We start from the raw sequence: 12,709 nt of genomic DNA, 5'->3' as shown, positions 1-12,709 counted from the left end.
GGTCGTGAGTGGAGAGAGTATGCGTAAGGGTTGCCGCGTCGTTCGTAACAGTGTCTCGCTTGCCGCGATCGCGGCCGCCGCCATGGTTTCGCCGGCGGCGTTCGCACAGGAGACGCCCGCGGCCGAGCCGGCGGAGCAGAGCGCCGATGCCGCGCCGGCTGAGGAAGCCACCAGCGACGACACCGTCATCATCACCGGCACGCGCGCCAGCCTGCAGTCGGCGATCGGCCGCAAGAAGAATTCGGGCACCGTCGTCGATTCGATCGTCGCCGACGACATCGCCAGCTTCCCCGACAAGAATGTCGGCGAGGCGCTGAGCCGCATCACCGGCGTCCAGCTCAGCCGTGATTTCGGCGAGGGCACCGCGGTCTCGATCCGCGGGGTCGAGCCCGATCTCAACCGCGTCCAGATCAACGGCGTCAGCCAGCAGAGCGCGCTCGGTGGCCGTTCGGGCGATTTCCGCGAGCTCGCGGTCGAGCTGGTCAAGTCGATCGACGTCTACAAGGGCTATATGGTCGATTTGCCCGAGGGCGGCATCGGCGGCACCGTCTCGGTCGAGACGCGGCGCCCGCTCGACCTCAAGGACCCGATCTTCAGCGTCAAGGCCGAGGGCCAGCATCTCGATCTCACCCAGAGCTGGCAGCCGCGGCTCAATTTCCTCGCCGGCCGTGGCGATCTGCTCGACGGGCGTTTCGGCTTCCTCGTCAACGTGACGCACAGCGCGGTCGACACGCGCTCGGACTTTGCCTCGAACACCAATTGGGACCGCATCGCCGATTTCGATCGCTCGACCGAGAAGACGATCGCCAATCCCGACTATGCCAATTTCGCCACCTATGAGAGCTGCGCGGGCACGACCGGCGCCACTGCGGCGACCGCGACCGCCAACCGTCTCGCCTGCGAGAACCAGTTCTTCGACTGGGCACCCAAAATCTATCGCTATCGCTTCCTCGAGCGGCGCGATTATCGCACCTCGGTCGATCTGCAGGTGCAGGCGCGCTTCGCCGACAATTTCAATGTCTGGGCGCAGGGGCAGATCAACAAGCGCCGCCAGCAGCTCAAGGACGTCAACTACTCGATCGATTCCGGCACCTATGACCGGTATAATTTCGATGCCGCGCTGGCGGCCAACGCCGCCGGCGGCACCTCGCGGCCGCGCATCACCGATGGCACCGCGACGGTCGAGGATCATATCGTCACCAGCGCGCTGATGCAGCAGAACGCCGTCGGCGCGGGCGGCGCGAACGGCATCGTCGGCGTCCAGCGCCGCAATTTCGATTATGACCAGTACACGCAATATTATCAGACCGGGTTCGACTGGGATCTCGATCGGCTCAAGGTGCGCGGGCTCGGCGCCTGGTCGAAGGCGAGCCTGATCAACAACACCAACCTCGTCTCGATCAGCACCAGCATCGGCGGCGTGAGCGTCGACCGGCGCAACGAACTCGGCCTTCCGGTCTTCACTTTCCCGACCAGCTTCGATCCCGCCGATCCCAATTCCTATGTCGCCTTCGGGCGCACCGGCGCCAATGGCGTGGCACTTACCCAGGCCGGCCCGACGGTGCAGTTCCGTCCGCAAGACGCGGGCTCGGACGAGAAGATGCTCCAGCTCGATCTCGACTATGATCTCCACTGGGGGCCGTTCACCACGATCGAATGGGGCGGCCAGTATCGCGATCAGGGCTTCGTCAACTATACCGGTGGCGGCGCGCGCTTGCTCGTCCCCGCGGTCACCGCGGTTCCCGCCGCGGGCATCGCCGGCAGCCCCGCGGTGTTCCAGACCAGCGCCAATGTCAGCTACAACACGGTGATTGGCGCGCCGCCCGCATCGGGCCCGGCCGCGAACACCTATTATTTCACGCAGCAGCAATATCGCGACTTCATCGCGGCGACGGGGGCGATCAGCGGCGGCGCGCCGCTGTTCAGCGGACTGCAGGGCGCTCCGGACGGTGCTCCCGGCCGGCTGGCCTTCCCCGAATTCAGCCCCGATATCGCGCGCTATTACGATCTGAGCTATTTCAACCAGTCGCGCGTCCGCACTGCCGACGGGCTGCCGCAGATCCCCGCTTATGTGATCAACGAGCAGATCGCCTCGGCCTATCTCAAGGCCAATTTCGAGCAGCAGCTGTTCGGGATGAAGCTGACCGGCAATTTCGGCGTCCGCTACACCCGGACCCGCGATACCTCGACCAGCACCAACATCATCAACGAACGGCGCATCGTCCCTGGCACCGGCGTCAACGGGATTCCTCCGGTCACCGAAACCGTCCGGGTTTCGGCGCAGGAATTCAACATCTCCAACGATTACGCCGATTGGCTGCCGGCGGTGAACCTCAACCTCGAGGCGCTTCCCAATCTCTTCATCCGTGGCACCTTCGCCAAGAACCTCGCGCGGCCCAAGCCGACGGATCTGGCGGCGACGATCACCTGCACGGTGGACACGCTGGACACGGTGGGTCTCGACGACAGCTGCACCGCGGGCAATCCCGATCTCCAGCCCTACCGCGCCGACCAGTTCGATCTCAACGCGTCCTGGTATCCGAACCGCGATACGCTGATCAGCCTCGGCTATTACTACAAGGACATCAAGAGCTTCATCGTCCCCAACGTCACCCGCGCCGGGGTCGATCTCTATCATGACGGCACCCTGTACACCGTCCGCCAGCCGGTGAACGGCTTCGGCGCGAAGCTCGATGGTATCGAAGCGAGCGCGCAGACCGTGTTCACCTTCCTGCCGGGGCCGTTCGACGGCTTCGGCGCCAGCGCCAACTTCACTTATGCCCGGGTGCTCGATTCGGGCCTGACCAACCAGGCGACCGGCGAGGCGCTCGACGGCTATCCGGGGCAGTCCAAGTACACCTACAACGCCAGCCTGTTCTACGATAAGGGCTTCCTCAACGCCCGCGTCTCGTACAACCGGCGCAGCGACTGGCTGCAGTCGGCCGCGGACGGCAACAATGCCAACAATCCGATCTTCCGCCGCGGCGAGACCTTCATCGACGCCAAGGTGATGATCCGCGCCAACGATCATGTGCAATTCTGGGTCGAGGGGCTCAATCTCGGCAAGGAATTCAACAAGACCTATATCGATGCGGCCCGCCCGCTCGAATATAGCTATCCGGGCCAGCGCATCTTCGTTGGCGTGCAGTGGAAACTGTGATGCATCACCGCTCGGCGCATGATGAAGCCGGCCGGGCATAACGGCGCCGGGGCGCTGCGCCGCGCGGCGCTCGCCCTCGGGCTGCTCGCCGCCGGCTGCGCGCCCGCGCCGCGGCCGACGGCGCCCCGACCCGCCGCCGCCGATTGGCGGATCGAGGCCGAGCAGGCGGCGCGGGTCAGCTTCGGCGACACGATCGACATCGAGACGCCGGCGGGGCTGTCGCTCTGGTACACGCGCGAACTGCGCGGGCCGGTGGCGATCGAATTCGACGCGCTCGCGGTGTCCGAAGGCGGCGCCAATGATCAGGTCAGCGATCTCAATGCCTTCTGGATGGCGCGCGATCCGCAGGCGCGCGGCGGATCGGTGTTCGCCAGGAAGCGCTCGGGCGCCTTCGCGGACTATGACGATCTCACCACCTATTATGTCGGCATCGGCGGCAACCGGAACACCACCACGCGCTTCCGCCGCTATGTCGGCCAGCCGGGCAACCGGCCGCTGCTTCCCGAGCATGATCTGGCGGACGCGGCGAACCTGCTCGTGCCCAATCGCTGGACGCATGTCCGGCTGATCGCCGACGCGCGGCACATCGCGGTCGAGCGCGACGGGCGTCAGATCTTCGCGCTCGACGACGCCCAACCCTATCGGAAAGGCTGGTTCGCGCTGCGCACCACCAAGAGCCATTTGCGCATCCGCAATCTGCGCATCGGAAAACCATAAGCGGGGAGAGAGACATGCGCCTGACGCGACGGACGATGATGCAATCCACGTTTCTGTCTGCGGCGGTCGCAGGCGCCGCGCCCGCGCTGGCGCAGCCGCGGCGCGGCGAGGCAGTCGAGGCCCCGGTCCGCTGGATCGACGGCGCCGCGCCCGAGCGCCACACCGGCCAGACCTTCGGCGTCGCCTGGCCCAAAGGCGCGTTGCCCAAGGGGCAGACGCTCACCGTGCGCGGCCCGGACGGCGCGGTGCCGTCGCAGAGCTGGCCGACGGCCTATTGGCCCGACGGCTCGATCAAATGGACCGCGCATGCCGTCCCCGCCGATACGCGTGGCGACCGGCTGACCGTATCGGCCGGTCGCCCGGTGCTGCCCGCCGCGCCGGTATCGGTGCGCGAGATCGCCGACGCGATCCTGATCCGCTCGGGCGCGCTCGAATGGGAGATCGCCACGAGCGGCCCCGCCGCGATCCGCTCGGCGAAAAACGGCGCGCGGACCTTGCTCGCCAACACCCGGTTGCTCGGCGAGATCCGCGCCGGCTCCCCCGAGGGCGAGCGCGTCGCGCTCACCGGCACGATCGAACGCGCCGTGATCGAGCAGAAAGGGCCGGTTCGCGCCGTCGTGCGGCTCGAGGGGCATCATCTCGGCGGCGGGCGTTCCGTCCTGCCCTTCGTGGTGCGGCTCTATGCCTATGCCGGCGCGGACGCGCTGCGCATCGTGCACAGCTTCATCCTCGATATCGAGCCGACCGATCACATCTCCGCGCTCGGCATCGCCACCGACGTGCCGATGCGGGGGGCGCTCCACGATCGCCACATCCGCCTCGCCACCGCCGACGACGCGATGTTCGTCGAGGCGGTCCGCCCGCTCACCGGCCTTCGCCGCGATCCCGGCAAGGCAGTGCGCGAGGCGCAGATCGCCGGGCGCGCGGTGCCCGCAGAGATGCGCGATCCGGTCGGCAAGCTGCTCGAGCGGATTCCGGCGTGGAACGATTTCAGCCTCGCCCAGCTCAATGCCAACGGCTTCACGCTGACCAAGCGCACCGGCGAAGGCCATGCGTGGATCGATGCCGACGAAGGCCGCCGCGCCCCCGGCTTCGGCTATGTCGGCACGCCGCAGGGCGGGGCGGCGATCGCCGCGCGCTATTTCTGGCAGCGCCACCCGACCCAGCTCGATATCCGGAGCGCCGCGTCGGACACCGCCAGCCTCACCGCCTGGCTGTGGTCGCCCGACGCCAAACCGATGGATCTCCGCCCGTATCACGGCACGATGGGCATGGAGGGGTTCGACGCGCAGAACGAAGGCCTCGATATCACCTATGAGGATTACGAGCCAGGTTGGGACGATCCAAAAGGGATCGCCCGCACCAGCGAGCTGATGCTCTGGGCGTTCGACGCGACGCCCGACACGCCGAAGCTGCAGGCGCTCGCCCGCGCCGCGGCGACGCCGCCCCAGCTGATGGCCGAGCCCGCGCATCTCCACGCCGCGGGGGTGTTCGGCGACTGGAACCTGCCCGATCGCTCGACTCCGCAGCGTGCGCTGATCGAGGACCAGCTCGCCAATCTGATCGATTTCTACGCCGGCGAGGTCGATCGCCGCAGCTGGTACGGCTTCTGGGATCATGGCGACGTGATGCACAGCTACGACAGCGACCGGCATCAATGGAAATACGATATCGGCGGCTTCGCATGGGACAATAGCGAGCTCTCGACCGATCTCTGGCTATGGTATGCGGCGCTGCGCTCGGGCGACGCGAGGACGTGGCGGCTCGCCGAGGCGATGACCCGCCACACCGGCGAAGTCGACGTCTATCATATCGGCCGCTTCGCCGGGCTCGGCACGCGCCACGGCGTGCAGCACTGGAGCGACAGCTCGAAGCAGCCGCGCGTCAGCAACGCCGCCTATCGCCGGATCTTCTATTATCTCACCGCCGACGAGCGCGTCGGCGATCTGATGCGCGCGCTGTCCGATTCGGAGCAGACGCTCGCCCATGTCGAGATCGGCCGGAAGACCGGCGCGCCGAAGGAGGATCTGCCCGAAGGCGTGATCCAGATGTCGTTCGGCACCACCTGGGCGGTGTGCGCGGGCGCGTGGCTCACCGAATGGGAGCGCACCGGCGACAGGAAGTGGCGCGATCGCCTCGTCGCGGGGATGGACAGCATCGGCCGCATGCCCAATGGCTGGCTGACCGGCGGCGCGCCCTATGACCTCGAGACCGGGCGCTTCCTGATCCGCGACAATATCGGCGTCTCGCACCTCAATGCGGTTTTCGGCGCGGTCGAGATCCAGGCCGAGCTGATCCAGCTGATCGACGTGCCGCGCTTCCGCGATGCGTGGTTCGACTATTGCCGCTGGTACAATGCCCCGCGCGAGGCCTGGGCGGCGAAGTTCGACAAGCCCTATGGCGGGCGCAACCTGAAGCAGGGGCATTCGCGGCTCACTGCCTATGTGGCGAAACAGACCGGCGATGCGGCGCTCGCCCGGCGCGCGGCGGAGGAATTCTATTCGGGCGAGGCGGGCATGCGCATGGTCAAGGGCGATCCGCGGGTGAAGCTGCCCGGCGGGGTGATCGAATGGCCGGGCGTGTCGACCAACGGATCGGCGCAATGGGGGCTCGCGGCGATCCAGACGCTGGCGCTGGTGCCCGAAGCGCTCGACACGGTGCCGATCCCCACGCGCGCGCCGCGGACGGACCAGGCGAATCCGGAAGCGGGGCCGAGCTACCGGCCGTGAGGCATAACCGTCACCCCGGCCTTGTGCCGGGGTCCACGGTGCCGCAATCGAAGGGGTAGAGGCTCAAGCTTTGCACCCATCCGCGTGGTGGACCCCGGCACAAGGCCGGGGTGACGGTGTGGGCGTTTAGAAAACTGCCGCCACCAACTGCCGGAAGGCATCCGCGCGGTGGCTCATCGCGTGCTTCTCCGCCGGATCCATCTCGCCATAGGTGACGTCGTGGCCGTTGGGCACGAACACCGGATCATAGCCGAAGCCGTGCTCCCCACGCGGCGGCCAGGTCAGCACGCCGTCGGCGCGGCCCTCGAACCATTCGACATGGCCGTCGGGCCAGGCCAATGCGAGCGCGCAGACGAAATGCGCGTCGCGGCCGGTCTCGGGCGGCAGCGCGGCGAGCTTGTCCTCGACGCGCCGCATCGCGACGCCGAAATCCTTGGTCTCGCCTGCCCAGCGCGCCGAGAATATCCCGGGATCACCGCCCAGCGCCTCGACGCACAACCCGCTGTCGTCGGCCAGCGCCGGCAGGCCGGACAGGTCCGCCGCCTGCAGCGCCTTCAGCTCGGCATTGGCGACGAAGGTCGTCCCCGTCTCGTCGGGCTCGGGCAGGTCGAGCTCGGCCGCCGACACCGGCTCGATGCCGTAAGGCCCGAGCAGCGCCCTGATCTCGCGTACCTTGCCCGGATTGTGGCTGGCGATCACCAGCCTGCCGGGCTGCAGCTTGCGGATCGCCTGTGGGGTGTCGCCCCCGATTCCTTCGTCAGGATCGCTCATAGCGCCTTCAACTGCGCGGCGAAGATCTGGTTGCACCCGATCCGCGCGAGGCGGAGCAGACGGAGCAGCCCTTCCTCGTCGTAACAGGCGCCTTCGGCGGTCGCCTGCGCCTCGGCGATCTTGCCGTCGGCAAGCAGCACGAAATTGGCATCGGCGTCCGCCGCGCTGTCCTCGTCATAGTCGAGATCGAGCACCGGATTGCCCTGATAGATGCCGCACGAGACCGCCGCGACCTGCGTCAGGATCGGGTCCTTCTCGAGCAGCCCTGCGGCGAGCAGCTTGTTGGTCGCGATGCGCAGCGCCACCCACGCGCCCGAGATTGCCGCGGTCCGCGTGCCGCCATCGGCCTGGAGCACGTCGCAGTCGAGCGTGATCTGGCGCTCGCCGAGCAGCTTGAGATCGGTGACCGCGCGGAGCGAACGGCCGATCAGCCGCTGGATTTCCTGCGTGCGGCCCGATTGCTTGCCCTTGGCCGCCTCGCGCTGGCCGCGGGTATGCGTCGCGCGGGGGAGCATGCCGTATTCAGCAGTGACCCAGCCCTCGCCCTTGCCGCGCAGCCAGGGCGGGATCCGCTCCTCGATGCTCGCGGTCACCAGCACGCGCGTGTCGCCGAAGCCGATCAGCACCGATCCTTCCGCGTGGCGCGTGAAATTGGGCTCGATGGTGATCGTGCGCATCTCGTCGGGCGCGCGGCCGGATGGACGCATGGTTCATTCTCCTGAAAAGTCGGTCGGGCCAAGTAGACGGTGAATGGCGAACGCGCCAGTGTCGGCGCAGGATCGGTGGAGGGCGTGATGCAACGGATATTGGGGGTAGCGATCGCGGGGCTGGCGCTGGCGGGGTGCATCCCGCACGGGCGCGCGCCCGCCGGGCCGATGCCGATCGAAGGCGATTCGATTAGCTACGAGACCGGGCCCTGCTTCGGCGCCTGCCCGGTCTATGCCGTCACCGTGCGCCCCGACGGCACCGGTGTTTTCGAGGGCAAGCGCTTCACAGCGGTGACCGGCACGCGTGATTTCACGCTGACGCGCGCCCAATATGACGCCTTCGCCGCGCGACTCGCGCCGTACCGGCCGGCGAGCGGCGAGGTGCGCTACTCGCACGGCACCCCCAATTGCCCCAACGCGCCGACCGACATGCCGAGCATCGACGTCCGCTGGACCCGCGCGATCGGCGATAGCCAGGGGCTGTATTTCTATCTCGGCTGCGGCCGCGACAACCGCGCGCTCGCCGAAGCGCTCGGCGGCGCGGTCGAGCTGCTGCCGCTGCACGATCTGATCGGCGATCGGCCCTAGTCTAAAATCCTCCCTCGCGCAGCGGGGGAGGTGGCACGCGCAGCGTGACGGAGGGGGCTTGGCCGCGGGCGACGCGTTTATGGAGGGGACCCCTCCGTCACGCTGCGCGTGCCACCTCCCCCGCTGCGCGAGGGAGGATTAGGGAAGCGCGGTTGAGCCCGCCGCCGCCTTCGCTACATAGGACCGCATGACCACGCCCCCGATCCTCGAGCTCACCGATCGCGCCCGCGACGTGTTCCGGATCGTCGTCGAATCCTATCTCGACAGCGGCGCGCCGGTGGGCTCGCGCACGATCTCGAAGATCTCGGCGCTCAATCTCTCGCCCGCCTCGATCCGCAACGTCATGCAGGATCTCGAGGAGGCGGGGCTGCTCGCCGCGCCGCACACCAGCGCCGGGCGCATGCCGACCGAGACCGGGCTGCGCCTGTTCGTCGACGGAATGATGCAGGCAAGCGCGCCCTCGGCCGAGGAGCGCGCCGCGATCGAGGCGCGCGCCGGCCAGTCGGGCCCGATCGAGGATGCGCTCGCCAACACCACCGCGGCGCTGTCCGGCCTCTCGTCCTGCGCCGGGCTGGTGCTCGTGCCCAAGGCCGAGCCGGTGCTGCGCCAGTTCGGCTTCGTGCCGCTGAGCCATGATCGCGCGCTCGCGGTGCTGGTCGGCGAGGACGGCTCGGTCGAGAACCGCGTCGTCGAGCTGCCCGGCGGCGTCGATCCGATCGCGCTCCAGCAGGCGGCCAATTACATGAGCGCGACGCTCGCCGGGCTGACGCTCGCCGAAGCGCGCGCGCGGATCGAGCGCGATCTGCGCCAGCAGCGTGCCGCGCTCGACAGCGCCGCCGCCGCCCTCGTCGAGCGCGGGCTCGCGGTGTGGAGCGAGGATGGCGGCCGCCGCCCGGTGCTGATCGTGCGCGGCCAGGCGCGGCTGATCGATACCGCCGCCACCGAGGACCTCGATCGCGTCAGCCAGCTGCTCGACGAGCTCGAGGGCAAGGAAGAGATTGCCCGGTTGCTCGACAGCGCGCGCGAAGGCGAGGCGACGCGCATTTTCATCGGATCGGAGAACAAGCTCTTCGCGTTGTCGGGGTCGTCGGTGATCGCCAAGCCGGTGCGCGCGCTCGACGGCCGCGTGGTCGGCGTGGTGGGAGTCATCGGCCCCACGCGGTTGAACTATGCGCGTGTCGTGCCCATGGTGGATTTCACGGCGGCCACATTGGCCCGGTTACTAGCCTGACGAACAGGAAATCATGTCGAACGAGAATGAGAAGATGAGCGCAGAGCTCGACGATACCGAAACCAGCCTTCGCGAGGAAACCGCCGCGGGCGCGCCCGAGGTGGCCGAGCATGATCGCGTCGCCGAGCTGGCGGCGCAGCTTGCCGAGGCGCAGGCCGCGGTGATGTACGCGCAGGCCGAGACGCAGAATGTCCGCCGCCGCGCCGAGAAGGAAGCGCAGGACGCGCGCGCCTATGCGGCGACCAATTTCGCGCGCGACATCCTGTCGGTCGCCGACAATCTCAGCCGCGCGCTCGCCGCGATCCCTGCCGAGCTGCGCGACGACGAGAAGCTCAAGGGCCTCGTCACCGGGCTCGAGGCGACCGGGCGCGAGCTCGAATCGGTGTTCGGCCGTCACGGCATCTCGAAGATCAGCGCGATCGGCGAGGCGCTCGATCCCAATCGCCACCAGGCGATGATGGAGATGCCCTCGGCCGAGGCCGAGCCCGGCACCGTGCTGCAGGAGATCCAGACCGGCTATATGATCAAGGATCGGCTGCTCCGGCCGGCGCTGGTCGGCGTGGCGAAGAAGCCGGATTGAGTAAACTCCTTCTCCCCTTGTGGGAGAAGGAAGGGGCCCGCGCCGAAGGCGTGGGAAGGATGAGGGGGACGTCAGTCAAGACACACTCCCCCTCACCCTTCCGCCGATTTCATCGGCTCCCTCCCTCTCCCACAAGGGGAGAGGGCAACAGCACATACGCTATTGCAAATCATTCGCAGTAAACGCTAGAGGTGGAATCGGTTTCGGGCCGGCCTCAGCGGGGGTGATGTGTATCAGTATCTCGATCGATCGGTGTCGGACCTCGCGCCGGGCGACGCGCTGCTCGTCTGGGCGATGCGGCAATGGGTGGCGGCGATGCGTGGCGGGCGCTGTCCCTGCGCGGCATTGGGGCCGGCGCTCGCGGCGCGGCGGCTCGGCACCATGCTGCCCGATTTCAACATCGCGATGATGCTGCTCGATCGCGAGGGCGTCGGCGAGCTCCAGTTCCGCGCGGTGGGATGTCTCAGCTTGGGCGATGACGAGGCATTGTTGCTGGCGCTTCACGCCGCGGCCGCTAAAGGGCAGGAAATCGTGGTTCAGAATATCGTCGAAGCGCTGGTGAAGCCCGAGGCACAGCGCACGCTCCGGTTCGCCGCCACGCGCATCGCCCAGGCCCTTGCGGCCTGAGCGACGCATCCATGTCACGACTTAGGAACTGTCTCTCTTCATGAATATGCACGCCCGTCCGCCGCAGCTGCTTCCCGAGCATGCCGCCTTCCAGACCTGCGAGGTGCGCTGGGTGCGGCATTGGAACGAGCATCTGTTCAGCTTCGCGATCGAGCGCCCCGCCAGCTTCCGCTTCCGCTCGGGCGAGTTCGTGATGCTCGGGCTCGAGGGCGAGGGCGGCAAGCCGCTGATGCGTGCCTATTCGATCGCCAGCCCGACCTGGTCGGACGAGCTCGAATTCCTCTCGATCAAGGTCCCCGATGGTCCGCTGACCTCGCGGCTCCAGTCGATCCGCCAAGGCGACCAGCTCTATCTCAGCAAGAAGCCGACCGGCACGCTCGTCTCGGACGCGCTGCTGCCCGGCAAGCGGCTGTTCATGCTGTCGACCGGCACCGGGCTCGCGCCGTTCCTCAGCATCGCGCGCGATCCCGACATCTACGACGCGTTCAGCCAGGTGGTGATCGTCCATTCGACTCGCCGGGTGAGCGATCTCGCTTATCATGACGAGCTCACCGCGCAGCTCGCCGGCGATCCGCTCGTCGCCGATCAGGCGCTGCTCCAGTTCCACTATATCCCCACGGTCACCCGCGAGCCGTTCCGCACCAGCGGCCGGATCGGCGAGCTGATCGAGAATGGCTGGCTGTTCCAGCCGCCGGTCTCGGGCGAGCGCGCGCTCAATCCGGAGACCGACCGGGTGATGCTGTGCGGCAGCAACGAGATGATCCGCGATTTCGCCGCGATGCTCGAACGCCACGGCTTCGACGAGGGCTCGAACGCCAAGCCCGGCACCTTCGTGCTCGAGCGCGCTTTCGTCGGCTGAGCGCGCGGTCGCATTATGCGACCGGCATGGACCAGCACGCGACCGGCGCGGGTGCCCTGCGCGACCGGGACGGCCCATAAGGCGGGCCTGTCTGCGGAGAAGTCGTCGTGAAATTTGCTGTGCCTGCCCTCGTCGCCGCGCTCGTCCTGTCGGCATGCGGATCGTCGGAGCAAAAGCCCGATCAGCCGGACCAGCCCGCCGCCGGCGCCGATGCCGATCCGGCCGGCGAAGTGATCCCCGTGCCCGCGGGCGGCTATTTCAAGCTCGCCGCCGGGTTGTGGGAGCGCAAGGTGACGCCGATGTCGGACCTGCCGCCCATCGTCGAGCGCATCTGCGTCGGCGATGCGACGCGCGCGCAGTTCATCCCGATCAACGAAGGCCGCGGCCTCGTCGGCGACTGCAAGCTGACCATGCAGAACGAGCTGAGCATGTTCGGCGTGAGCTTCGAGATGCAGTGCAGCAAGCCGAGGCCGACCAAGGTCGGCGGCAACATGTCGTTCAAGGACAATGTGCTCAACGGGATCCTCAACATCGAGGGGGGCAGCACCGGTGCCGGCGACAAGCTGCCGCCCTATGCCGGCGTCAAGACGGTGCGCGTCGGCGATTGCCCCTCGAACATGAAGCCGGGCGACATCGCCGATCCCTCGGGCAAGATCGTCGGCAGGCTTGGCGGGTAAGTCGGCCGCCCGCTGCGAGAATCGCGGCCTGGGCGGGTGACGAAGGCGGGATTCCGCCCTATC

Annotated in this window: 11 protein-coding genes; 9 read left to right on the top strand and 2 right to left on the bottom strand. The window is 67.9% G+C overall.

Annotated elements, in window-relative coordinates:
• Positions 1-19 precede the first annotated feature (19 nt).
• Genes E5A74_RS14770 through E5A74_RS14760 form a run of 3 tightly spaced genes read left to right on the top strand, consistent with a single transcriptional unit; the run spans position 20 to position 6,606 of the window.
• Positions 20-3,160 carry a TonB-dependent receptor gene (locus E5A74_RS14770; protein WP_135986290.1) on the top strand — a complete coding sequence of 1,047 codons (3,141 nt, stop codon included), beginning with the start codon at positions 20-22 and terminating at the stop codon, positions 3,158-3,160.
• A gap of 18 nt (positions 3,161-3,178) precedes the next feature.
• Positions 3,179-3,877 carry a DUF6250 domain-containing protein gene (locus tag E5A74_RS14765; protein ID WP_206365882.1) on the top strand — a complete coding sequence of 233 codons (699 nt, stop codon included), beginning with the start codon at positions 3,179-3,181 and terminating at the stop codon, positions 3,875-3,877.
• Between the two features lie 14 nt (positions 3,878-3,891).
• The gene (locus E5A74_RS14760) at positions 3,892-6,606 is read left to right on the top strand and encodes an exo-rhamnogalacturonan lyase family protein (protein WP_135986287.1); all 2,715 of its coding nucleotides are present in this window, start codon (positions 3,892-3,894) and stop codon (positions 6,604-6,606) included.
• Between the two features lie 126 nt (positions 6,607-6,732).
• Here E5A74_RS14760 and rdgB read toward each other — a convergent pair whose 3' ends face one another.
• Both rdgB and rph read right to left on the bottom strand, forming a co-directional pair.
• Positions 6,733-7,377: an RdgB/HAM1 family non-canonical purine NTP pyrophosphatase gene (gene rdgB, locus E5A74_RS14755; RefSeq protein ID WP_135986285.1), complete on the bottom strand. Its 645-nt coding sequence runs from the start codon at positions 7,375-7,377 to the stop codon at positions 6,733-6,735.
• Positions 7,374-8,084, bottom strand: a complete 711-nt coding sequence (gene rph, locus E5A74_RS14750) for a ribonuclease PH (RefSeq protein ID WP_135986283.1) — start codon at positions 8,082-8,084, stop codon at positions 7,374-7,376. The genes rdgB and rph overlap by 4 nt, the downstream gene beginning before the upstream one ends.
• An 87-nt stretch (positions 8,085-8,171) precedes the next feature.
• On the opposite strand from rph, the gene E5A74_RS14745 reads away from it, so the two are divergent.
• The 6 genes from E5A74_RS14745 (at position 8,172) to E5A74_RS14720 (ending at position 12,646) form a co-directional block, all read left to right on the top strand.
• Positions 8,172-8,672 (top strand): DUF6438 domain-containing protein, encoded by a 501-nt coding sequence (locus tag E5A74_RS14745; RefSeq protein ID WP_135986281.1) that lies wholly within the window; start codon positions 8,172-8,174, stop codon positions 8,670-8,672.
• 187 nt (positions 8,673-8,859) lie between these two features.
• Positions 8,860-9,903, top strand: coding sequence for a heat-inducible transcriptional repressor HrcA (gene hrcA, locus E5A74_RS14740; protein ID WP_135986279.1), 1,044 nt, complete (start codon positions 8,860-8,862; stop codon positions 9,901-9,903).
• A gap of 13 nt (positions 9,904-9,916) precedes the next feature.
• The gene (gene grpE, locus E5A74_RS14735; RefSeq protein WP_276469527.1) at positions 9,917-10,483 is read left to right on the top strand and encodes a nucleotide exchange factor GrpE; all 567 of its coding nucleotides are present in this window, start codon (positions 9,917-9,919) and stop codon (positions 10,481-10,483) included.
• 228 nt (positions 10,484-10,711) lie between these two features.
• The gene (locus tag E5A74_RS14730) at positions 10,712-11,110 is read left to right on the top strand and encodes a hypothetical protein (RefSeq protein WP_135986277.1); all 399 of its coding nucleotides are present in this window, start codon (positions 10,712-10,714) and stop codon (positions 11,108-11,110) included.
• 46 nt (positions 11,111-11,156) lie between these two features.
• A complete protein-coding gene (locus E5A74_RS14725) occupies positions 11,157-11,969 on the top strand; it encodes a ferredoxin--NADP reductase (RefSeq protein ID WP_420822503.1) in 813 nt (270 codons plus the stop codon).
• Between the two features lie 107 nt (positions 11,970-12,076).
• The gene (locus tag E5A74_RS14720) at positions 12,077-12,646 is read left to right on the top strand and encodes a hypothetical protein (RefSeq protein ID WP_135986273.1); all 570 of its coding nucleotides are present in this window, start codon (positions 12,077-12,079) and stop codon (positions 12,644-12,646) included.
• The last annotated feature ends 63 nt before the right edge of the window (positions 12,647-12,709 follow it).

This window comes from Sphingomonas naasensis (genome assembly GCF_004792695.1).
In the GTDB taxonomy this organism is placed as follows: Bacteria; Pseudomonadota; Alphaproteobacteria; order Sphingomonadales; family Sphingomonadaceae; genus Sphingomonas; species Sphingomonas naasensis.
The sequence above is the reverse complement of the archived record's forward strand: the minus strand, read 5'-3'. Positions and strand labels throughout refer to the sequence as shown.

What these genes read in the sequence shown, in the direction of transcription:
- hrcA (WP_135986279.1), top strand. Translation starts at nt 8,860, where the DNA reads ATGACCACGCCCCCGATCCTCGAGCTCACCGATCGCGCCCGCGACGTG.
- E5A74_RS14725 (WP_420822503.1), top strand. Translation starts at nt 11,157, where the DNA reads ATGCACGCCCGTCCGCCGCAGCTGCTTCCCGAGCATGCCGCCTTCCAG.
- rph (WP_135986283.1), bottom strand. Translation starts at nt 8,084, where the DNA reads ATGCGTCCATCCGGCCGCGCGCCCGACGAGATGCGCACGATCACCATC.
- E5A74_RS14770 (WP_135986290.1), top strand. Translation starts at nt 20, where the DNA reads ATGCGTAAGGGTTGCCGCGTCGTTCGTAACAGTGTCTCGCTTGCCGCG.
- grpE (WP_276469527.1), top strand. Translation starts at nt 9,917, where the DNA reads ATGTCGAACGAGAATGAGAAGATGAGCGCAGAGCTCGACGATACCGAA.
- rdgB (WP_135986285.1), bottom strand. Translation starts at nt 7,377, where the DNA reads ATGAGCGATCCTGACGAAGGAATCGGGGGCGACACCCCACAGGCGATC.
- E5A74_RS14760 (WP_135986287.1), top strand. Translation starts at nt 3,892, where the DNA reads ATGCGCCTGACGCGACGGACGATGATGCAATCCACGTTTCTGTCTGCG.
- E5A74_RS14745 (WP_135986281.1), top strand. Translation starts at nt 8,172, where the DNA reads ATGCAACGGATATTGGGGGTAGCGATCGCGGGGCTGGCGCTGGCGGGG.
- E5A74_RS14765 (WP_206365882.1), top strand. Translation starts at nt 3,179, where the DNA reads ATGATGAAGCCGGCCGGGCATAACGGCGCCGGGGCGCTGCGCCGCGCG.